This is a genomic window from Pseudomonas sp. PA15(2017) (assembly GCF_001945395.1).
Taxonomy (GTDB): Bacteria; Pseudomonadota; Gammaproteobacteria; order Pseudomonadales; family Pseudomonadaceae; genus Aquipseudomonas.
In genome coordinates, this window is sequence record NZ_MSXV01000045.1 from 21,185 (window position 1) to 42,138 (window position 20,954).

The window sequence follows — 20,954 nt, forward strand, 5'->3', positions numbered from 1 at the left end:
TAACGGCTTCAGCACAATAAGAACAAGATCGCAGAAGGCGCAGCTAACTGATTATTTTGGAGAGGACCGCCTCTCGGTTCCACAGCCAGACAGATAACAACAATAAATGTCGACGGACACCACCCCAGGGTGAGGTCTCGGGCCTGAGGTAGCGTCAGCATCCAAAATAATCCGTTCGCTCTTGCTCCCACTCGGGAGGTACTCCGGACTCGATCCGGAACAGGCACCCAACAAGAACAACAGCCTGCATAACAAGAACGACGTAACGCACCACTTAAGGGGAGCCTCGGCTCCCCTTGTCGTTTCCCGCCCCGGCCTGCCCCCACCCTGCTTACGCCCCAGAGCCACCTGATGCTAGAATCCGCGCTATTTCTGCGCCGTTCCTTTATTCTGGCCGCTCAATTCGTCATACAGTGCCCTCCATGCTGAAAAAGCTGTTCAAGTCCTTTCGCTCGCCGCTGCGCCGTGCGCACCAGCCCCACAGCACGCCGCACGTGCTGAACACCAACCAGCACCCGATCCAGCGCGGGCAGATCAGCCGCCACGCCATCAGCGTGGTGGAGCGCCTGCAAAACGCCGGCTACGAGGCCTATCTGGTTGGCGGCTGCGTGCGCGACCTGCTGCTGGGCATCGAGCCCAAGGATTTCGACGTCGCCACCAGCGCCACGCCGGAGCAAGTGCGGGCCGAGTTTCGCAATGCACGGGTGATCGGTCGCCGTTTCAAGCTGGTGCATGTGCACTTCGGCCGCGAGATCATCGAAACCGCCACGTTCCGCGCCAATCATCCGGAGGGCGACGAGGAAGAGAACAGCAACCAGTCCTCGCGCAACGAGAGCGGTCGCATCCTGCGTGACAACGTGTACGGCACTCTGGAAGACGACGCCCAGCGCCGCGATTTCACCATCAACGCGCTGTACTACGATCCGGTTTCCGAGCGGATTCTCGACTACGCCAACGGCATGCACGACATCCGCAACAACTTGGTGCGGCTGATCGGCAACCCGACTCAGCGCTACCAGGAAGACCCGGTGCGCATGCTGCGCGCCGTGCGTTTCGCCGCCAAGCTGGACTTCGACATCGAGAAGCACAGCGCCGACCCGATCCACGACCTGGCGCACCTGCTGGGTGGCATCCCGGCCGCGCGGCTGTTCGATGAAGTGCTCAAGCTGTTCCTCAGCGGCTACGCCATCTACACCTATGATCTGCTGGTCGATTACGGCCTGTTCGGCCAACTGTTCCCGGCCAGTGCCGCGGCGCTGCGCCAGAACCCGGAATACACCGACACGCTGATTCGCAACGCCCTGGACAACACCGACCTGCGCATCCAGCAAGGCAAGCCGGTCACCCCGGCCTTCCTGTTCGCCGCCCTGCTCTGGCCGGCCCTGCCGGCGCGGGTGATCCGCCTTCAGGAGCGTGGCATGCCGGCCATCCCGGCCATGCAGGAAGCGGCCCACGAGTTGATCGCCGAGCAGTGCCAGCGCATCGCCGTGCCGAAACGCTTCACCCTGCCGATCCGCGAGATCTGGGACATGCAGGAACGCCTGCCACGGCGCAGCGGCAAGCGCGCCGATCTGCTGCTGGAAAACCCGCGCTTCCGAGCCGGTTACGACTTCCTGCTGCTGCGCGAAAGCGCCGGCGAGGAAACCGGCGGCCTGGGCGACTGGTGGACCGAGTATCAGGACGCCAGCGACAACGACCGCCGGGTGATGATCCGCAACCTGTCGGGCAAGGACGAGCCCGGCAGCGCGCCGCGCAAACGTCGTCGCAGCGGTGGCGCCAAGCGCAAGCGCGCGCCTCAGAACGGCGGCGCCGGCGAGTAAGTGATGGAACGCGTCTATATCGGCCTGGGCAGCAACCTGGCCGACCCCGCCGAACAACTGCGCCAGGCACTGGCGGCACTCGAGCAGTTGCCGCACACGCGCCTGGCCGCAACGTCCTCTTTCTACGCCAGCGACTCGTTGCTGCCCGGCCAGCCCCGTTACACCAATGCCGTCGCGGCGCTGGATACCGGGTTGCAACCGCTGCAGCTACTCGATGCGCTACAGGCCATCGAGCAGGATCAGGGCCGAGAGCGCAGCGAGCGCTGGGGGCCGCGCACCCTGGATCTGGACATCGTGCTGTTCGGCCAAAGGCTGATCGACGAGCCGCGCCTGCGCGTGCCGCACTACCACATGCATGCCCGCGCGTTCGTGCTCTATCCCCTGGCCGAGATCGCCAGCGAAGACCTGCAACTGCCCGACGGTCGCCCACTGAGCGAACTACTGGCAGCCTGTCCATTCGAGGGCCTGGAGCGCCTGCTGCCCTGATGCGCCGAGCACCCAGCCAGCGGTAACGGCGTAACAGCGCGGTAACACATTCGATTGACTTGCGCCGTTGCCATCGGGACTATAGCCACCCATTGCCCCCTGCCGGGGCCACATTGAAGCAGCGCTGCTGCCCCTTCGATGCCAACGTGAACCTGCTCAACGAGAGCCTGCCCGAACAGGCCCGCACAGGTTCCGAGTGAGGATACGTTCATGCCTGATGTAACCCTGACCACCCTGCGAGCGCTCAAGCAGAAGGGTGAAAAAATCACCATGTTGACCTGTTACGACGCCACCTTTGCCGATGCCTGCAGCAAGGCCGGCGTTGAGGTGCTGCTGATCGGTGACTCACTGGGCATGGTGCTGCAGGGGCACGACAGCACCCTGCCAGTGAGCATGGCCGATACCGTCTACCACACCGCCAGCGTCAAGCGCGGCAACGCCGGCGCACTGATCGTCGCCGACCTGCCGTTCATGGCCAACGCCACCCTGGAGCAGACCCTGCACAACTCGGGCCTGCTGATGCAGGCTGGTGCTCACATGGTCAAGGTCGAAGGCGCCGCCTGGTTGGCCGAGTCGATCAGCAAACTGGCCGAACGTGGCGTGCCGGTTTGCGCGCACATGGGCCTGACGCCCCAGGCGGTGAACATCCTCGGTGGCTACAAGGTGCAGGGCCGCGAGCACAACCAGGCGCGCCAGATGGTTGCCGATGCCGTCGCCCTGGAGCAGGCCGGCGCCGCCATGCTGCTACTCGAATGCGTGCCGAGCGACCTGGCGGGTGAAATCGCCCGTGCGGTGAAGGTGCCGGTGATCGGCATCGGTGCCGGCCCGCAAACCGACGGCCAGGTGCTGGTGCTGCACGACATGCTCGGCCTGTCGCTCAGCGGCCGGGTGCCGAAATTCGTGAAGAACTTCATGGGCGGCCAGGCGAGCATCCAGGGCGCCCTCGCCGCCTACGTCGCCGAGGTCAAGGCGGTGAGCTTCCCGGCTGCCGAGCACGGATTCTCCGCATGAACACCGTCAAGACCGTGCGCGAGCTGCGCGCCGCCGTGGCTCAGGCCCGCCAGGAAAGCAAGCAGATCGGCCTGGTGCCGACCATGGGCAACCTGCACGCCGGCCACGCCGCGCTGGTGGAAAAAGCCGCCCAGCGCACCGATTTCGTGGTCGCCAGCATCTTCGTCAACCCGATGCAGTTCGGCCCGGCCGAGGATCTCGACAAGTACCCACGCACCTTGCAGGCTGACCAGCAGCGCCTGATCGACGCGGGCTGCCACCTGCTGTTTCACCCTGGCGTCGAGGAGATGTATCCCGGCGGCATGGGCGAGCAGACGCGCGTCAGTGTGCCTGGCGTTTCCGAAGGGCTGTGCGGCGCCAGTCGCCCGGGGCACTTCGAAGGCGTGGCCACGGTGGTCACCAAGCTGTTCAACATGGTGCAGCCGGATCTGGCGGTGTTCGGCCAGAAGGACTTCCAGCAACTGGCGGTGATCCGCACGATGGTGCGCGACCTGAACATGCCGATCCAGATCATCGGCGAGCCGACGGTACGCGCCGAGAGCGGCCTGGCGCTGTCCTCGCGCAACGGCTACCTCAGCGACGAGCAGCGCGAGACCGCCAGCGTGCTCTATCGTTCGCTCAAGCACATCGCCGGGGCCATCCAGGGCGGCGCACGCGATGTGCCGGAACTGCTTGCCGACGCCCAGCGCCAGCATGCCGCCGCAGGCCTGCGCGCCGATTACCTGGAAGTGCGCGAGGCTCAGAGCCTGCGCGCGGTCAGCCCTGGTGATCGCGAGCTGGTGGTGCTGGTGGCGGCTTATCTGGGTAACACCCGGCTGATCGATAACTTGAGTTTCACCCTGGATCAGGGCTACTGAAATCCCTCTGCACGCGTACACTGAAAAGCCCGGACGATCTGCCGGGCTTTTTAATGCCCGAATCATCGCCAACCGAAGCCTCAACAAGGAAGCCCCATGGCGTACCACCGTCAGCCGCTCGATGTTCTCGCCCTACCCACCTGGCAGGCGTTGCAACAGCACCGCCAGGCCATGCAGCACTTCAGCATGCGCGATGCCTTCGCCGGCAATGCGCGGCGTTTCGAGCAGTTCTCGCTGAGCAGTTGCGGGCTGTTTCTCGACTATTCGAAGAACCTCGCCAGCGACGAGACCATTGCCCTGCTGATGGCCCTGGCCCGCGAAGTCGGCCTGGAGCAGTCGATCCGCGCCATGTTCGACGGCGAGAAACTCAATGCTTCGGAAGGCCGCCCGGCGCTGCACACCGCCCTGCGTCGGCCATTGGGCGACAAGGTATTGGTCGATGGCGTGGACGTGATGCCCCAGGTGCAGCGCGTGCTGCAGCAGATGACCGAACTGGTCGGGCGCATTCACAGCGGCCTGTGGCGCGGCTTCACCGAAAAGCCGATCACCGATGTGGTGAACATCGGCATCGGCGGCTCTTTCCTCGGCCCGCAGCTGGTCTCCGAGGCGCTGCTGCCGTTCGCCCAGCGCGGCGTGCGCTGCCATTACCTGGCCAATATCGACGGCAGCGAATTCCACGAGCTGTCGGCCAAGCTGCAAGCCGAAACCACTCTGTTCATCGTTTCGTCGAAATCCTTCGGCACCCTGGAAACCCTCAAGAATGCACAGGCCGCGCGCGGCTGGTACCTGGCCCAGGGCGGCTCGGAAGCCGAGCTGTACCGGCACTTCATCGCCGTGTCGAGCAACCGCGAGGCAGCGGTGAGTTTCGGCATCCGCGAGGAAAACATCTTCCCGATGTGGGACTGGGTCGGCGGGCGTTATTCGCTGTGGTCGGCCATCGGCTTGCCGATCGCCCTGTCCATCGGCATGTCCAACTTCAAGGAGCTGCTGGCTGGGGCCTACAGCATGGACATGCACTTCAAGACCGCGCCGTTCGAGGAGAACATGCCGGTGCTGATGGCCCTGCTGGGTATCTGGTACGGCAATTTCTGGGATGCCCAAAGCCAGGCGATCCTGCCGTACGATCACTACCTGCGCAACATCACCAAGCACCTGCAGCAGCTGGACATGGAGTCCAACGGCAAGAGCGTGCGCCAGGACGGCAGCCCGGTCAGCGGCGCCACCGGCCCGGTGATCTGGGGCGGCGTGGGCTGTAACGGCCAGCACGCCTATCACCAGTTGCTGCACCAGGGCAGCCAATTGATCCCAGCGGACTTCATCGTGCCGGTGGTAAGCTTCAACCCGGTCGCCGACCACCACCAGTGGCTGTACGCCAACTGCCTGTCGCAGAGCCAGGCGCTGATGCTCGGCAAGTCCCGCGAGGAAGCGCAAGCCGAGCTGCGCGCCAAGGGCATGGGCGAGGACGACGTGCAGCGCCTGGCGCCGCACAAGGTGATTCCTGGCAACCGGCCGAGCAACACCCTGGTGCTGGAGCGCATCAGCCCGCGTCGCCTCGGCGCACTGGTGGCGCTGTACGAGCACAAGGTGTTCGCCCAGAGCGCTATCTGGGGCATCAACGCCTTCGACCAGTGGGGCGTGGAGCTCGGCAAGGAACTGGGCAAGGGCGTCTACTCGCGCATGGTCGGTAGCGAGCCGAGCGCCGCGGAAGACGGCTCTACCCAGGGCCTGATCAACTACTTCCGCGGGCGCCACCGCGGTTGAGCAGGATTGCAGGCGCCCGGCAACGGACGCCGGCAATCCGCTGCACCCTCGCCCTAAAACTTGGCTGCTACCCTTAGTGTCGATTGGGTGTCTCTAAAAACGTTGGCGAGGCAGTCAGCGCAAGGCAAAAACAGGCGAAAAAGCGGAGTGTACGAGCTGTACATGAGCATTTTGATTGGACTCGCATCCGAGCCTGTTTTTAACGCCGCGCTGACAACGCAGGTAGTTTTTAGAGGCGCCCATGCGGATATAACAACAAAGGGTACCCGCCATGTCTCTTCCTCACCGCTATCCCGTCAGCGACGCCGCCCGCCAGCGTACGCACCTCGACGCCGCCGCCTACCAACGCCTCTACCGCCAGTCGGTCGACGACCCACAGACCTTTTGGGGCGAGCAGGCCGAGGCTTTTCTCGACTGGTTCAAACCCTGGGACGACGTCTGCAGTGGCAGCCTGAGCAAGGGTGACATCCGCTGGTTCTCCGGCGGCCAGCTGAACATCAGCCACAACTGCATCGACCGCCACCTGGCCACGCGTGGCGACCAGGTCGCGCTGATCTGGGAAGGCGACGACCCGAAGGATTCGGCCTCCATCACCTACAAGCAGTTGCACGAGCAGGTCTGCCGCTTGGCCAACGTGCTCAAGAAGCGCGGCGTGAAGAAAGGCGACCGGGTGTGCATCTACATGCCGATGGTGCCCGAGGCGGCCTACGCCATGCTCGCCTGCACGCGCATCGGCACCGTGCATTCGGTGGTATTCGGCGGCTTCTCGCCGGACGCGCTGCGCGACCGCATTCTCGACGCCGACTGCCGTACGGTGATCACCGCCGACGAAGCGGTACGCGGTGGCAAGCTGATCCCGCTCAAGCGCAACGTCGACAAGGCCATGGCGAGCTGCCCCAAGGTGTCCACCGTGCTGGTGGTGAAACGCACCGGCAACGCGGTCGGCTGGGATGAGAAGCGCGACCTCTGGTACGGCGAGGCCGTGCAGCAGGTAGACGCCGACTGCCCCGCCGAGCCGATGGATGCCGAGGACCCGCTGTTCATTCTCTACACCTCGGGTAGCACCGGCAAGCCCAAGGGCGTGCTGCACAGCACCGCCGGCTACCTGCTGCAGGCAGCGATGACCCACAAGTACGTGTTCGACTACCACGACGGTGACATCTACTGGTGTACTGCCGATGTCGGCTGGGTCACCGGGCACAGCTACATCGTCTACGGCCCGCTGGCCAACGGCGCCACCAGCCTGATCTTCGAGGGTGTGCCCAACTACCCGGATACCTCGCGCTTCTGGCAGGTGATCGACAAGCACCAGGTGAACATCTTCTACACCGCGCCGACCGCCCTGCGCGCGCTGATGCGCGAGGGCGAGGCGCCGGTGAAGAAAACCTCGCGCAGCAGCCTGCGCCTGCTCGGCAGCGTCGGTGAGCCGATCAACCCGGAGGCCTGGGAGTGGTACTTCAAGGTGGTCGGCGAGCAGCGCTGCCCCATCGTCGACACCTGGTGGCAGACCGAAACCGGCGCCATCATGATCACCCCGCTGCCCGGTGCCACCGATCTCAAGCCGGGCTCGGCGACGCGGCCGTTCTTCGGCGTGCAGCCGGTACTGCTCGACGAACAGGGCAAGGAAATCGACGGCCCGGGCGCCGGCGTGCTGGCGATCAAGGCCAGCTGGCCGGGCCAGATCCGCAGCGTGTATGGCGATCACAAGCGCATGCTGGAAACCTACTTCACCGCCTACCCTGGCTACTATTTCAGCGGTGACGGCGCGCGTCGCGACGAGGATGGCTACTGGTGGATCACCGGGCGCATCGACGATGTGATCAACGTCTCCGGCCACCGCATCGGTACCGCCGAGGTGGAAAGCGCCCTGGTGCTGCACGACGCCGTGGCCGAGGCCGCCGTGGTCGGCTACCCCCATGACGTCAAGGGCCAGGGCATCTACGCCTTCGTCACCACCATGAACGGCGTGGAGCCGAGCGACGAATTGAAGAAGGAGTTGCTCAGCCTGGTCGGCAAGGAAATCGGCAGCTTCGCCAAGCCGGAACTGATCCAGTGGGCGCCGGGCCTGCCGAAGACCCGCTCGGGCAAGATCATGCGGCGCATCTTGCGCAAGATCGCCTGCAACGAGCTGGACACCCTGGGCGACACCTCGACCCTGGCCGATCCGGCGGTGGTCGACAGCCTGGTGGCCGAGCGACTCAACACCTGACCAACGCGCCCCGGTATCGTCGCGCTCGTCCACAGGCTACGTCCATCAGCGCTGTAGCCCAGTGGCGAGCGCCGCGATACCCGGAGCACGCTCAAACCAACCTCGGCTTGTGGCCGGCATTCGCGCGCATTAGGCTCGCGCCATGGAAATTATCCGCCGCCGTATCGAACGCCAGGTGCTCAGTCTCAGTGGCATCTCCCTCGGCCAGATCGACTTCGAGAATCCCAAAGGCGACCCCGGCCTGTTCGGCCCGGACGCCGTGTGCTGGCGCATCCACGGCGACTTCACCAGCATGCTGATCGGCGGTATCACCGCCCTGCTGCTGCAGGCCCTGCACCCGCTGGCACTGGCCGGCGTGTGGGATCACTCCAATTTCCGCGAAGACCTGCTCGGCCGCCTGCGCCGCACCGGCCAGTTCGTATCCGGCACCACCTTCGCCAGCCGGGCCGACGCCGACTGGCTGATCGACAAGGTCAGGCGCATTCACCTGCACGTGGTCGGCACCGCGCCGGATGGCCGCCGGTACAGCGCCAGCGATCCCGAGCTGCTGACCTGGGTGCACGTGGCCGAGGTGCACAGCTTTCTGCAGGCCCACCTGCGTTACCTCGACCCCGAGATGAGTGGCGCCGATCAGGATCGCTACTACGCCGAGATCGCGCTGGTGGCCGAGCGGCTGGGCGCGCGCGGCGTACCTCGCAACCGGGTACAGATGGACAGCTACCTGCAGCGCATGCGAGGCCAGTTGCTGTGCGACGAACGCTCGCGGGAAATCCTGCGCATCCTGCTGGCAGCGCCCGCACCCAGCCGGCTGGCTGCACCGGTGGGCAAGCTGTTCATGCAGGCCGGCATCGACCTGCTGCCTGACTGGGCCCAGCAGATGCTCGACCAACCCATGACGCCGCTGCGCAGCCGCCTGGTACGCAGCGGCGTGCATGGCATCGCGCCGATCATTCGCTGGGCGGTGCGCAGTGGTTCGCTGCACCGATCGCGTGTTCGTATGGGCCTGCCGCCGTATTGAGAACCCGCTCGAGGCCCGGCGCACCAGTCGGGCAATCAACGCCGCAGCGCCGACGCTCAGCGGGCATTTAGCGATTGCGAGGGTGGTAGACTGCGCGCCCCTTTTCTACGAGTCGCTGCCATGCCGTCTCTCGACCAGGCAGTGCGCGCCGCACTCGCCAATCGCCACGCCCTGATCGCCGAGTTGCACGCGCAGAACACCGACTGCTATCGCCTGTTCCATGGCAGCCAGGAAGGCGCCGGCGGCCTGACCGTCGACCGCTACGGCCCGCAACTGATGGTGCAGAGCTTTCACCAGACGCTCGACCGCGCCGAGTTGCTGGCCCTGCAAGCGCTCGTCGACGAATTCCTCGGGCTGCAGACGGCGCTGGTCTACAACGACCGCTCCAAGGGCAACTCGCGCATCGACCGCAGTGACCCGGTCTACGTCGCCGAAGACGCGGCGCTGGTCGACCTGGTCGGCCAGGAATGGGGCCTCAACTACCGGGTGCGTGGCCGCCACGCCGGGCAGGACCCACTGTTGTTTCTCGACCTGCGCAACGCCCGCGGCTGGGTGCAGCGTCACAGCGCGGGCAAAAGCGTGCTCAACCTGTTCGCCTACACCTGTGGCGTGGGCCTGAATGCCGCCGCAGGCGGTGCGCGCGACGTGGTGAACCTCGACTTCGCCGAAGGCAACCTGGCGGTCGGCCGCGAAAATGGCGCGCTCAACCCGGCTCTGCCAGCCATGCAGTTCGTGCAATCGGATTACTTCCCGGCGATTCGGCAATGGGCTGGGCTGCCCATTGCTGCGCGCCGTGGCCAGAAACTACCGAGCTACCCGCGCCTGGAACAGCGCCAGTTCGACCTGGTGTTTCTCGACCCGCCCGCCTGGGCCAAGAGCGCCTTCGGCACCGTCGACCTGCTGCGCGATTACCAGAGCCTGCTCAAGCCGGCGATTCTCGCCACCGCCGAGGACGGCGCCCTGGTGTGCTGCAACAACCTGGCGAAAATGCCCATGGACGAGTGGCGTGAACAGGTGCTGCGCTGCGCCAGCAAGCTCGGCCGCCTGGTACGCGAGCACGAACAGCTGCCGCCGGCAGCGGACTTTCCCTCCAACGATGGCAATCCTCCGCTCAAGACCCTGGTTCTGCATTTCTGACCGGGCCGCCCACCCTTCCCGCGGAACCTAGGCTCCATGCCATAATCCAAGGCACTCCCGCCAGGAAGATGAAGCGAAACCATGCCCAAAGGATTGCTCCGCGCCGCCACCGCCCTGTTGATCGCCGTGGGGCTGTATAGCCTGATCGGCTTCCTGATCCTGCCGGGTGTTGCCCTGCGCATCGCCAATCAGCAACTGGAGAACTACGCCACTCAGCCGGCGCGGCTGGATCGCCTGCAGTTCAACCCCTTCACCCTGGAGCTGAAATCGTGGGGCCTGCACCTGGGTGAGCCCGGCAAGAGACAGCTGGCCTTCGAACACCTGGCGGTCGACCTGCAGTTGGACAGTCTGTGGAGCGGCGCCCTGCACCTGGCGAACGTCAGCCTGGTCAAGCCGCACACCGAGGTGCGCTTCAGCAAGGACGGTGCCCTCAACCTGGCGCAGCTGTTCAAGCTGCCACCCAGCGAGCCCAAGCCCGATGAGCCGAGCGAGCCGTTCCCGCTGCGCATCGACCGCATCGAACTCGTTGGCGGCAACCTGCGCTTTCAGGACCTGCGCCCGCAGGAGCCGATCGACATCCACTACGACGACCTGAACCTCGAGCTGCATAACCTCAGCACCCTGCCCGACGACAACGCCGACATGACCTTGGTGGCCACCGGCCCGGCCGGCGGGCGTATCGACTGGCGCGGCGAGCTGAGCATCAGCCCGTTCAGCTCCAGCGGCACCCTGAAGATCACCGATGAGCCGATGCGGGCGTTCTGGCCCTACGTGCGCAACGCCGTACCGCTGGTGCTCGAACAGGGCGTGGTGAACCTCAGCACCGATTATCGACTGGATCTGCGCAAGGGCACCGAGCTGACCCTCAGCAACACACATATCAAAGCCGCACCGTTCGCCATGAAAACGCCGGACGGCAAGCCGCTGGTCAAGCTGCAATCGCTGGAGGTCAGCGAAACCTCGCTGGATCTGGCCAAGCAGCAGGTGGTGATCGGCAAGGTGCGTGGGCAGAGGCTGGAAGCCTGGGCGAGCCGTGAAAAGGATGGCGAGCTGGACTGGCAGAAGCTGTTCGCCGGCGAGCCACAGCAAGCACAGGCGCCAACGGACGATGGCAAACAACCGAACGCTGGCCAGAGCGGCAGTCAAGCCAAGTCCCCGGCCAAGGAGCCGGCCAAGCCCTGGCAGGTGCAGGTCAAGGACGTGCAACTGCGCGACTATCACGCCCACCTGGTGGACCGCGTACCAGACGACGAAGTGGCCGTCGAGCTTGGCCCGCTCGATCTGGACATGCAGAACTTCGACAGCCTGGGCACCTCGCCCTTCACGCTCAAACTGGATACCGGCGTCGGCAAACAGGGCAAGCTGCAGGCCGAGGGCCAAGTGCAACTGAGCCCGACCATCGCCAGCCTGAAAGTCGCCACCCGCACCATCGACCTGCGCACGGCCCAGGCCTATATCAGCCCCTTCGTGCACCTGGAGCTGCGCAGCGGCCTGCTGAGCAGTGACCTCGACGTCGCCCTCACCGGCACAGAACCCTTGGCGCTGCGCGTGCAGGGCAAGGCGCAAGTGACCCAGCTGCATACTCTCGACACCCTCAAGGAACGCGACCTGCTGCGCTGGAAGCAGCTGGACCTGGGCGGCATCGACTACCGCCACGGCGAGCGCCTGGACATCGAGCGGGTGGACCTGGAACAGCCCTACGCACGCTTCATCATCAACGAAGACCTGACCACCAACGTCAACGAACTGATCATCAAGCAACCAGCCGGCAACGCCTCGCAGGCGAAGGCGTCTGCCGATACCGCTACGGACAAGCCACTGGCGATCCGCATTGGCGAGGTCAGCTTGAAAGACGGCTCGGCCAACTTCGCCGACTTCAGCCTCCGGCCCAACTTCGCCACCGCCGTGCAGCAGCTCAACGGCCGCATCGGCACCCTCGACAGCACCGCCAACAAGGCCGCACCGGTGAACATCACCGGCAAGGTGGATCGCTACGCGCCGGTCAGCATCAAGGGCAGCCTGACGCCTTTCGACCCGCTGCAGAGCCTGGACATCGCCACCCAGTTCCGCCAGGTCGAGCTGACCACCCTGACGCCCTACTCGGGCAAATTCGCCGGCTACCGCATCCGCAAGGGCCGCCTGAACCTGGACCTGCACTACCGCATCAACGACGGCAAACTCAACGCCGAGAACAAGGTGCTGGTCGAGCAACTGCAGCTGGGCGAGAAGGTCGACAGCCCGGACGCCGTCGACCTGCCGATCCGTCTGGCCGTGGCCCTGCTCAAGGACACCCAGGGGCGCATTTCCCTGGAACTGCCGCTGCAGGGCAACCTCAACGACCCGCAGTTCAGCGTCATGCCGATCGTCTGGCAGACCCTGCGCAACCTGGTGCTGCGCACCGCCCAGGCGCCGTTCAAGTTCATCGGTGGGCTGGTCAGTGGCGGCAGCGACATGGACCTCAGTACCGTGCTGTTCGCCCCCGGCAGCGCCGAGCTGGATGGCCAGGCGCGCCAGGCGCTGGACACCCTGGCCAGTGCCCTGCGGGAGCGCCCGGCCCTGCGCCTGGAAATCGAAGGTGCCGCCGCCCAGAGCAGCGATGGCCCGCTGCTCGCCGAACGGCGGCTGGAGCGCGAGTATCAGAACTACTTGTACCGCATCATGCAGCGCCGCGGTGACCAGGTGCCGGCGGGCGCCGAGGCGCTGGTGGTGCCGGATGACGAAAAAGCCCCGCTGCTCGAAGGCATCTATCGCGCGCGTCTCAAGCAGCAGCCTCCAGCCGAATGGGCCACACTGGACGATGATGAGCGTACCGCCAAGCTGCACACGGCGGTGCTCGCTTCCTGGAGCGACAGCCGCGGCCTGCAGCGCGTACTGGCGCAGGAACGCGCGGCGGCGATCAAGGATTATCTGGTGGACCACGACAAACTGGCGGACGAGCGCATCTACCTGCTCGACGTCAACCTCGGCCAGGCCGAACCCGATGGCCGCGTGGCCACTCCCCTACACTTGGGCAGCGAGTGATGAGTATGAAACGACTGGGCCTGTTGCTGGCACTCTGCGCCAGCCCGCTGCCAAGCCACGCCGACACGTTGCGCTGCGGCAGCAAGCTGGTGAATCTTGGTGATCGCACCTTCGAAGTGATGCAGAAATGCGGTGAGCCAGCGTTCCGCGACTCGGTCGGCTACACGGTCGGCCCCTACAACCGGCGCGAAACCAATATCGAGGAATGGGCCTACGAGCCCAGCAACGGCATGTTCACCATCCTGACTTTCGAGGGCAATCGGCTGACGCGCATCGAGCGCAAGCGCCGGCAATGACCATGATCAAGACACTGATTTCCTGCACCCTGCTGGTGCTGCTGGCCGGCACCGCCAATGCCGCGACCTGGCGCTGCGGCAGCGCGCTCGCCAGCACTGGCGATACCACCGCCGAAGTACAGGCCAAATGCGGCGAGCCGAACAACCGCGACTTCGTTGGCTATAAAGACCAGACCGACCGCTACGGCTTCACCCATGAGGTGCAGGTCGAGGAATGGAACTACGGCCCGCGCAACGGCATGAACTACTTCCTGCGTTTCGAGGGCAATCGCCTGGAGCGGATCGACAGCAAGCGCGGCGATTAGCCTGCTGTCCTGATCATTTAGGCGATGGGGAGGCCGCCGCCGCAGAGCCCATGGAACCTGTTCGAAGTCTTCAAGCCAATGTTCGTCGATTTTGGCAGCCAAGTGGCGTGCAGTACCTGTGGGAGCGGGCCATGCCCGCGATTTTTCGCGCGCATGGCGCGCTCCCACAGTGAATCGGCGAACGGTTGCTGTTGCCTGCCAGCAGCCTCTCTCATGTCGCCTGAAACGATCCCGAACAGGTTCTTAGCCGCGAGCGACCTTGACGGCCTCGATGTAGGCTTCGGCGTTGCGCTGATCCTGAATCAGAGCGACGAAGTCATTGCCGTCGGCGTCCTTGGCGTCGAGGTCATGACCGGCCTTGACGAAGAAGCCCAGGAAACGCTCGAAGTCATGATCGCGCAGGCCGCGGTAGGCTTTCACCAGTTTGTGCAGCGACGGCGGCGTGGCGTCGGCCGGCTCCACGGCGAGAAACAGCTTGATCTGCTCATCGCTGATGTCGTCGCCAATCAACTGCTTCTTGTCTTTGCGCATCGCTCACTCCAGCTAACCACTTCACGGGGCCGGCAGTGTAACTCCGGCGCTGCACGCGCTCAACGAAGGGCGCAGCCGGCACCCTTAGCATTCGCCCCGTGCGAGCGGTACGCGACCTAAGTCAACACCCAGGCAACAAGGGCCGCTCTATACTGACGACATTCCTCCCAGGAAGCGCCGCCATGCCCACCCTGTTCGCCGCCTGCCGCCAGAGCCTGCGTAGTGGCTACTCCTGGGCCAGCCTGCGCGGCGACCTGGGCGCCGGCCTCACGGTGGGCATCATCGCCATTCCGCTGGCCATGGCCCTGGCAATAGCCGTTGGCGTGGCGCCGCAACACGGCCTCTATACGGTGCTCGTCGCCGCCCCGTTGATCGCCCTGTGCGGCGGCTCGCGCTTCAATATTTCCGGCCCTACGGCGGCCTTCGTGGTGATTCTGCTGCCGATCACCCAGCAGTTCGGCATCGGCGGGCTGTTGCTGTGCACGGTGATGGCCGGGGTGATCCTGATCGCCCTGGGCCTGCTCAAGGCCGGCCGGCTGATCGAGTTCGTGCCCTACCCGGTGACCCTGGGCTTCACGGCCGGCATCGGCATCGTCATCGCCACCCTGCAGCTCAAGGATCTGCTCGGCCTGCAACTGGCCGGGCAGCCGAGCCACTACGTGCAACAGATGCAGATGCTCTGGCAGGCCCTGCCCGGCATCCAGCCCGGCGATACCCTGGTGGCGCTGGCCTGCCTCGGCGTGTTGCTGGTTTGGCCGCGGCTGGTGCCGCGGGTGCCCGGGCATCTGGTGGCGCTGACGGTCGGCGCGCTGCTGGGCCTGGCACTGGAACGCGGTGGCTTGCCGGTGGCGACGCTGGGCGAGCGTTTCAGCTACAGCGTCGATGGCATCAGTTATCCGGGCATTCCGCCATTTCTGCCAAGCTTCGCCTGGCCCTGGCAATTGCCGGGCGCCGACGGCCAGCCGCTGATGCTGTCGTTCGAATTGATCCGCCAGTTGCTGGCGCCGGCCTTTGCCATCGCCATGCTCGGCGCTATCGAGTCACTGCTTTGCGCGGTAGTGGCCGATGGCATGACAGGCAGCAAGCACGACCCCAATGCCGAATTGCTCGGCCAGGGAATCGGTAACCTGATGGCACCGCTGTTCGGCGGCATCACCGCCACCGCAGCCATCGCCCGCAGCGCCACCAACGTGAGGGCCGGCGCCCGCTCGCCGCTGGCCGCGATCATTCATGCCGGCGTGGTGCTGGCGGCGATCCTGTTTCTCGCCCCGCTGTTCAGCTACCTGCCGATGGCCGCGCTGGCCGCCCTGCTGCTGATGGTGGCGTGGAACATGAGCGAAGCCCATCACGTGGCCCACACCCTGCGCATCGCGCCACGCAGTGACGTGCTGGTGCTGCTCACCTGCCTGCTGCTGACGGTGCTGTTCGACATGGTGCTGGCGGTGGGCGTCGGCCTGCTGCTGGCCGCCGGGCTGTTCATCAAGCGCATGAGCGAGCTGACCGATGCCAGGCGCCTGCCGCGCAACGGCCATCAGGCCCTGAGCGACCTGCCCGAACACGTGCTGGCCCTGGCCATCCGCGGGCCGCTGTTCTTTGGCGCAGCGCAGCGCACCCTGGAGGCGCTGCGCCGGCTCGACCCGCGTATCCGCGTGGTGATTCTGGATGTCAGCGCGGTGCCAATGCTCGACATGACCGCCCTCGCCGCCCTGCACAGCACCGTGCTCGAGTACCGCAAGCAGGGCATCGCCCTGATCGTCAGCGGCGCGTCACCGTCGTTACGCCTGAAGCTTCGTCGGGCCGGCCTGCAACAGGCCCACGGGCGCCTCAGCTACGCCCGCGATCTGCCACAGGCGAGGGCGATCTGCGAACGCTGGCCAAGCGACACCTGAACCGCGCGCCAGACAGCCGAGGGGCTTGGAAGCCATTCACGATCTTTCGGCTCGATTTCAGCGCTTTGCCTGCAAAGTGGCGGTAGCGGACATCGGCGTAATACCTGTGGGAGCGCGCCATGCCCGCGATTTTTCGCGCGCATGGCGCGCTCCCACAGTGGATCAGCGAATGGCTGCTATTGCCTTGTAGCCGTCTCTTCATGTCGCCAAAAAGACCGTGAACAGGCTCTCAGAGCCCCTTGACCGCGAAAATGCCCGGCGCGTTGCGCCAGTAGCCCTTGTAGTCCATGCCATAACCGAAAATATAGCGGTCGATACATGGCAGGCCGACGTAATCGGCTTTCAGGTCCGGACGCGCCTTGCGGTCGTGATCCTTGTCGATCAGCACCGCGGTGTGCACGTTGGCGGCACCGGCGTGGTGACAGAAATCGATGATCGCGCCCAGGGTGTGCCCTTCGTCGAGGATGTCATCGATGATCAGCACGTCGCGGTCGATGAACGACACTTCCGGCTTGGCCTTCCAGAACAGCTCGCCGCCGCTGGTCTGGTTGCGGTAGCGGCTGGCGTGCAGGTAGCTGGCTTCCAGGGGGAAGTCGAGCTGGGTCAACAGCTTGCCGGAGAAGATCAGCCCGCCGTTCATCACGCAGAACACCACCGGGTTGCGTTCGGCCAGATCGGCATTGATGGCGGCCGCGACGCGGGTGATGGCGGCTTCCACGTCGGCTTCGCTGTACAGGCAGTCGGCTTCGGCCATGACTTGGCGGATGTGGGCGAGATCGGCAGACATATCGTGTCCTCGTAGGCGGGCCGGCATGGCGCCGCGTGGGTGGCCCCGGCGCAGGAACTGATCACAGGGTCAGAAAAAAGCCGGCAACGTTACGCATCCGCCCGACAAGGCGCAAGCGCCGTCGTCGACGCGCGACAGGTGGCATAAGCGTTGCTCGGCGATTGTAAAAAGTTCCACATCCGCAGCGCCAAATTGCAACGCAATGCTTTAATCTAGCGTGTTTTTGTCCATTTTTGCCGGAGACCCTGCAATGCCCGTTCTCGAGATCCGCCACCCGCTGATTCGCCACAAGATCGGCCTCATGCGCCGCGCGGATATCAGTACCAAGAACTTCCGTGAGCTGGCCCAGGAAGTGGGCGCCCTGCTCACTTATGAGGCGACCAAGGATCTGCGCCTGGAAACCTATGAAATCGAAGGCTGGGCGGGTCCGGTGCAGGTCGAGAAGATCTCCGGCAAGAAGATCACCGTGGTGCCGATCCTGCGCGCCGGCATCGGCATGCTCGACGGCGTGCTCAGCCTGATCCCCGGCGCCAAGGTCAGCGCCGTCGGCGTGGCCCGCAACGAGGAAACCCTGCAGGCGCATACCTACCTGGAAAAACTGGTACCGGAAATCAACGAGCGCCTGGCGATGATCATCGACCCGATGCTCGCCACCGGTAGCTCCATGGTCGCCACCATCGACCTGCTGAAGAAAGCCGGCTGCAAGGAAATCCGCGCCATGGTGCTGGTCGCCGCCCCCGAAGGCATCAAGACGGTGAACGAGGCGCACCCCGACGTGCAGATCTACACCGCGTCCATCGATCAGTGCCTCAACGAGCACGGTTACATCATCCCGGGGCTGGGTGATGCTGGCGACAAGATCTTCGGCACCAAGCAGAAGGACGCCTGATCGATGCACGACGAATTCAACGACCCGTTGTGGCGGCAGGTGCTGTCCGGCGCGCAGATGCTCTTCGTGGCCTTTGGCGCGCTGGTGCTGATGCCGCTGATCACCGGCCTGGACCCCAACGTGGCGCTGTTTACCGCCGGCCTGGGCACCATCCTGTTCCAGATCGTCACCGGTCGTCAGGTGCCGGTGTTCCTGGCCTCGAGCTTCGCGTTCATCACCCCGATCATTCTCGCCAAGGGCCAGTTCGGCCTGGCGGAAACCATGGGCGGCGTGGTCGCGGCGGGCTTCGTCTACACCTTTCTCGGCCTGGCCGTGAAGATCAAGGGCACCGGTTTCATCGACCGTTTGCTGCCGCCGGTGGTAATCGGCCCGGTGATCATTTCCATCGGCCTGGCCATGGCGCCGATCGCCGCCAACATGGCCATGGGCAAGGCCGGTGACGGTAGCGTGCTGCTGCCCTACAGCACGGCGATGTGGATTTCCATGCCGACCCTGCTGACCACCCTGATCGTCGCCGTGTTCGGCCGTGGCATCTTCCGCCTGGTACCGATCATCTCCGGAATCCTGGTGGGCTTCGCCCTGTCGATCTATTTCGGCGCTCTGGACCTGAGCCATGTGGCCGACGCGCCCTGGCTGGCGGTACCGGCGTTCACCGCGCCGGCGTTCAACTGGCAGGCAATCCTGTTCATCGTACCGGTGGCCCTGGCGCCGGCCATCGAGCACATCGGCGGTGTGATCGCCGTGGGCAGCGTGACCGGCAAGAACTACCTGAAGAAGCCGGGCCTGCACCGCACCCTGTTCGGCGACGGCCTGGCCACTTCGGCTGCCGGCCTGTTCGGCGGCCCGCCCAACACCACCTACGCCGAAGTCACCGGCGCGGTGATGCTGACCAAGGCCTACAACCCGAAGATCATGACCTGGGCGGCGATCTTCGCCATCACCCTGGCGTTCATCGGCAAGTTCGGCGCCATCCTGCAGAGCATTCCGGTGCCGGTAATGGGCGGCATCCTGTGCCTGTTGTTCGGCTCCATCGCCGCGGTGGGCATGAACACCCTGATCCGCCACAGTGTCGACCTCAGCGAAGCGCGCAACTTGGTGATCGTTTCGGTAACCCTGGTGTTCGGCATCGGCGGCGTGCTGATCGGCACCGGCGACGGCCCGGATGACTTCGGCCTCAAAGGCATCGCCCTGTGCGCCATCGTCGCCATCGCCCTGAACCTGATCCTGCCCGGTAACGATGGCTGGAAGAAGAAGAGTGCCGACGAGGCGCCCGACATCTGACAGCCTGTTGATGATCTTTCGGCTCGACTTCAGCGCTTTGATTGCAAAGTGGCGGGAGCGGACTCTCGGCGGTCAATTGTGGGAGCGGGCCATGCCCGCGAAATCGCGGGCACGGCCCGTTCCCACAGGTATACGCTGATGTCCGCTTCTGCCTTGTAGCGGTCTGTTCAATATCGGCCGAAAAGATCGTGAACAGGTTTTGCGAGAAAGAAAAAAGCCCCGCACGCGGGCGTAATGCTGTTCACTTAAGCATTTGAGTCCAAGCCGGGGTTTCTAGAAAATCCGATACCAGCCTCCTGGTATCGGATTTTTTATGCCCATTCAGCAGCAACTGCTCGACCTCGGCGATCTCTTCAACTTCTCCGACCTCAGCACTTTCACACAGAACATCCCTGTTGAATGGGTCGCCAGTGCGCTCAATCTCTCCGCTCAAGCCACTATTCGGCGCAGGCGTCTGCCGAGTGATCAGGTGCTTTGGCTGGTGCTGGGCATGGCCTTGTTCCGCGATGAGCCTGTGCACGAGGTGGCCAGACGCCTGAATATCTGTGCCCAAGGCCTGGCTTCCGATCAGTTGCTGGCGCGCAGCGGAATCACCGAAGCGCGTAAGCGACTGGGAGCTGACCCGGTCGAATCCTTGTTCCGCCAAACAGGCATGCAGTGGGGTTGCGAGCGCTACGAAGGTGATCAATGGCACGGCTTGCAAGTGTTCGCGGTAGATGGCGCATTACTGAGAACCCCTGATTCTCCTGAGCTGAGGGAGCATTTTGGCTCTGGTAATACGGGCACCGAGCGCCAGACGCCTTTTCCGATGCTGCGCCTAGTTGCCTTGATGAACGTGCGCTCCCACGTGATCCTCGATGCGCAGCTCGGTCCTTATCGCGGCAGTGAGATGCGCTTGGCCGAAACCTTCCTGGGCCAGATTCCGGACAATTCGATCACATTGTTCGACAAAGGCTTTTGGGGAGCTGATTTGCTGCTGAGCATTGCCGATGGGGGAAGCAATCGGCACTGGCTCACGCCAGCTCGCAAGAACCTGGTGATGGAGGAAGTCGAGCGCTATGGCGAGCATGATCGTCGCGTACGGATGAAAGTCTCGCCTCAGGCTCGCAAACGAAACCCGGCTCTCCCCACACACTGGGAAGTGCGCGAGGTCAGCTATCAAAGCCAGGGGTGTATCAGATCGCTGCTCACGTCGCTGCCGGTCGAGGACTACAGCGCAGAAGCGGTCGCCGAACTATATCTGGAACGCTGGGAAATCGAGCTGGGCTTCCGGGATATCAAAAGCTCAATGCAGCAGAATGCGGTAACGCTGCGCAGCAAGAAGGTCGACCTTATTTATCAAGAGGTCTGGGGACTTTTACTGGCTTACAACATCATCCGTCGAGAGGCCAGCCACGCCGCAATAGCCTTTGGCCGAACGCCTTCAGACATACGCTTCAAACCTGCCTGCCAGTACATTGCGGTACAACTGATCGTCATGGCAGCTGCTAATCCGGTATCGGCGACAGGCAGAAGGTTGGCTGAGTTGCGGGGAGGTATCGGAGGGATGTTTCTGGATCACCGTCCAAGGCCGGGAAGAACCAGGACGGTGAAGATTTCCAAAACCCGATATCCAGTGGATCGTAAGGCTGCTCCGCTTAAGTGAACAGCATTACG

Annotated in this window: 17 protein-coding genes; 15 read left to right on the forward strand and 2 right to left on the reverse strand. The window is 64.4% G+C overall.

Annotated elements, in window-relative coordinates:
* Window positions 1-422: 422 nt before the first annotated feature.
* From BVH03_RS15105 to BVH03_RS15155, 11 genes are all read left to right on the forward strand, one after another.
* On the forward strand, window positions 423-1,820 hold the full coding sequence (locus tag BVH03_RS15105) for a polynucleotide adenylyltransferase PcnB (protein WP_075961935.1): 1,398 nt from the start codon (window positions 423-425) through the stop codon (window positions 1,818-1,820).
* Between the two features lie 3 nt (window positions 1,821-1,823).
* Window positions 1,824-2,306, forward strand: coding sequence for a 2-amino-4-hydroxy-6-hydroxymethyldihydropteridine diphosphokinase (folK, locus tag BVH03_RS15110; RefSeq protein ID WP_075961936.1), 483 nt, complete (start codon window positions 1,824-1,826; stop codon window positions 2,304-2,306).
* 210 nt (window positions 2,307-2,516) lie between these two features.
* The gene (gene panB, locus BVH03_RS15115) at window positions 2,517-3,317 is read left to right on the forward strand and encodes a 3-methyl-2-oxobutanoate hydroxymethyltransferase (RefSeq protein WP_075961937.1); all 801 of its coding nucleotides are present in this window, start codon (window positions 2,517-2,519) and stop codon (window positions 3,315-3,317) included.
* Window positions 3,314-4,174: a pantoate--beta-alanine ligase gene (gene panC, locus BVH03_RS15120; protein ID WP_075961938.1), complete on the forward strand. Its 861-nt coding sequence runs from the start codon at window positions 3,314-3,316 to the stop codon at window positions 4,172-4,174. Before panB ends, panC begins: the two co-directional genes overlap by 4 nt.
* A gap of 96 nt (window positions 4,175-4,270) precedes the next feature.
* A complete protein-coding gene (gene pgi / locus BVH03_RS15125) occupies window positions 4,271-5,935 on the forward strand; it encodes a glucose-6-phosphate isomerase (protein WP_075961939.1) in 1,665 nt (554 codons plus the stop codon).
* A 271-nt stretch (window positions 5,936-6,206) separates the two neighbouring features.
* Window positions 6,207-8,144 carry an acetate--CoA ligase gene (acs, locus tag BVH03_RS15130; RefSeq protein ID WP_075961940.1) on the forward strand — a complete coding sequence of 646 codons (1,938 nt, stop codon included), beginning with the start codon at window positions 6,207-6,209 and terminating at the stop codon, window positions 8,142-8,144.
* A 142-nt stretch (window positions 8,145-8,286) separates the two neighbouring features.
* Window positions 8,287-9,162 (forward strand): oxygenase MpaB family protein, encoded by an 876-nt coding sequence (locus BVH03_RS15135; protein WP_075961941.1) that lies wholly within the window; start codon window positions 8,287-8,289, stop codon window positions 9,160-9,162.
* A 120-nt stretch (window positions 9,163-9,282) separates the two neighbouring features.
* On the forward strand, window positions 9,283-10,299 hold the full coding sequence (locus tag BVH03_RS15140) for a class I SAM-dependent rRNA methyltransferase (RefSeq protein WP_075961942.1): 1,017 nt from the start codon (window positions 9,283-9,285) through the stop codon (window positions 10,297-10,299).
* Between the two features lie 81 nt (window positions 10,300-10,380).
* A complete protein-coding gene (locus BVH03_RS15145) occupies window positions 10,381-13,320 on the forward strand; it encodes a DUF748 domain-containing protein (RefSeq protein WP_075961943.1) in 2,940 nt (979 codons plus the stop codon).
* A gap of 5 nt (window positions 13,321-13,325) precedes the next feature.
* A complete protein-coding gene (locus tag BVH03_RS15150; protein WP_143485977.1) occupies window positions 13,326-13,616 on the forward strand; it encodes a DUF2845 domain-containing protein in 291 nt (96 codons plus the stop codon).
* Window positions 13,617-13,618: 2 nt separating this feature from the next.
* Entirely contained in the window at window positions 13,619-13,921 is a 303-nt protein-coding gene (locus BVH03_RS15155; protein WP_371915364.1) for a DUF2845 domain-containing protein, read from the forward strand.
* 243 nt (window positions 13,922-14,164) lie between these two features.
* On the opposite strand, the gene BVH03_RS15160 is transcribed toward BVH03_RS15155, so the two are convergent.
* Complete coding sequence (locus BVH03_RS15160; RefSeq protein ID WP_075961946.1) at window positions 14,165-14,452, reverse strand: PA4642 family protein; 288 nt, start codon at window positions 14,450-14,452, stop codon at window positions 14,165-14,167.
* 182 nt (window positions 14,453-14,634) lie between these two features.
* Between BVH03_RS15160 and dauA the strand changes: the two genes are divergently transcribed.
* Window positions 14,635-16,341: a C4-dicarboxylic acid transporter DauA gene (gene dauA, locus BVH03_RS15165; RefSeq protein WP_075961947.1), complete on the forward strand. Its 1,707-nt coding sequence runs from the start codon at window positions 14,635-14,637 to the stop codon at window positions 16,339-16,341.
* A gap of 229 nt (window positions 16,342-16,570) precedes the next feature.
* Here the strand turns inward: dauA and BVH03_RS15170 are convergent, their stop codons facing one another.
* Entirely contained in the window at window positions 16,571-17,128 is a 558-nt protein-coding gene (locus BVH03_RS15170; RefSeq protein WP_075931803.1) for a hypoxanthine-guanine phosphoribosyltransferase, read from the reverse strand.
* Between the two features lie 250 nt (window positions 17,129-17,378).
* Between BVH03_RS15170 and upp the strand changes: the two genes are divergently transcribed.
* The 3 genes from upp (at window position 17,379) to BVH03_RS15185 (ending at window position 20,943) form a co-directional block, all read left to right on the forward strand.
* Entirely contained in the window at window positions 17,379-18,017 is a 639-nt protein-coding gene (upp, locus tag BVH03_RS15175; RefSeq protein ID WP_075961948.1) for a uracil phosphoribosyltransferase, read from the forward strand.
* A 3-nt stretch (window positions 18,018-18,020) separates the two neighbouring features.
* Window positions 18,021-19,298 (forward strand): uracil-xanthine permease family protein, encoded by a 1,278-nt coding sequence (locus BVH03_RS15180; protein WP_075961949.1) that lies wholly within the window; start codon window positions 18,021-18,023, stop codon window positions 19,296-19,298.
* Between the two features lie 313 nt (window positions 19,299-19,611).
* Window positions 19,612-20,943, forward strand: a complete 1,332-nt coding sequence (locus BVH03_RS15185) for an IS4 family transposase (RefSeq protein WP_075961950.1) — start codon at window positions 19,612-19,614, stop codon at window positions 20,941-20,943.
* Window positions 20,944-20,954: the final 11 nt, after the last annotated feature.

What these genes read in the sequence shown, in the direction of transcription:
- BVH03_RS15105 (WP_075961935.1), top strand. Translation starts at nt 423, where the DNA reads ATGCTGAAAAAGCTGTTCAAGTCCTTTCGCTCGCCGCTGCGCCGTGCG.
- folK (WP_075961936.1), top strand. Translation starts at nt 1,824, where the DNA reads ATGGAACGCGTCTATATCGGCCTGGGCAGCAACCTGGCCGACCCCGCC.
- panB (WP_075961937.1), top strand. Translation starts at nt 2,517, where the DNA reads ATGCCTGATGTAACCCTGACCACCCTGCGAGCGCTCAAGCAGAAGGGT.
- panC (WP_075961938.1), top strand. Translation starts at nt 3,314, where the DNA reads ATGAACACCGTCAAGACCGTGCGCGAGCTGCGCGCCGCCGTGGCTCAG.
- pgi (WP_075961939.1), top strand. Translation starts at nt 4,271, where the DNA reads ATGGCGTACCACCGTCAGCCGCTCGATGTTCTCGCCCTACCCACCTGG.
- acs (WP_075961940.1), top strand. Translation starts at nt 6,207, where the DNA reads ATGTCTCTTCCTCACCGCTATCCCGTCAGCGACGCCGCCCGCCAGCGT.
- BVH03_RS15135 (WP_075961941.1), top strand. Translation starts at nt 8,287, where the DNA reads ATGGAAATTATCCGCCGCCGTATCGAACGCCAGGTGCTCAGTCTCAGT.
- BVH03_RS15140 (WP_075961942.1), top strand. Translation starts at nt 9,283, where the DNA reads ATGCCGTCTCTCGACCAGGCAGTGCGCGCCGCACTCGCCAATCGCCAC.
- BVH03_RS15145 (WP_075961943.1), top strand. Translation starts at nt 10,381, where the DNA reads ATGCCCAAAGGATTGCTCCGCGCCGCCACCGCCCTGTTGATCGCCGTG.
- BVH03_RS15150 (WP_143485977.1), top strand. Translation starts at nt 13,326, where the DNA reads ATGAAACGACTGGGCCTGTTGCTGGCACTCTGCGCCAGCCCGCTGCCA.
- BVH03_RS15155 (WP_371915364.1), top strand. Translation starts at nt 13,619, where the DNA reads ATGATCAAGACACTGATTTCCTGCACCCTGCTGGTGCTGCTGGCCGGC.
- BVH03_RS15160 (WP_075961946.1), bottom strand. Translation starts at nt 14,452, where the DNA reads ATGCGCAAAGACAAGAAGCAGTTGATTGGCGACGACATCAGCGATGAG.
- dauA (WP_075961947.1), top strand. Translation starts at nt 14,635, where the DNA reads ATGCCCACCCTGTTCGCCGCCTGCCGCCAGAGCCTGCGTAGTGGCTAC.
- BVH03_RS15170 (WP_075931803.1), bottom strand. Translation starts at nt 17,128, where the DNA reads ATGTCTGCCGATCTCGCCCACATCCGCCAAGTCATGGCCGAAGCCGAC.
- upp (WP_075961948.1), top strand. Translation starts at nt 17,379, where the DNA reads ATGCCCGTTCTCGAGATCCGCCACCCGCTGATTCGCCACAAGATCGGC.
- BVH03_RS15180 (WP_075961949.1), top strand. Translation starts at nt 18,021, where the DNA reads ATGCACGACGAATTCAACGACCCGTTGTGGCGGCAGGTGCTGTCCGGC.
- BVH03_RS15185 (WP_075961950.1), top strand. Translation starts at nt 19,612, where the DNA reads ATGCCCATTCAGCAGCAACTGCTCGACCTCGGCGATCTCTTCAACTTC.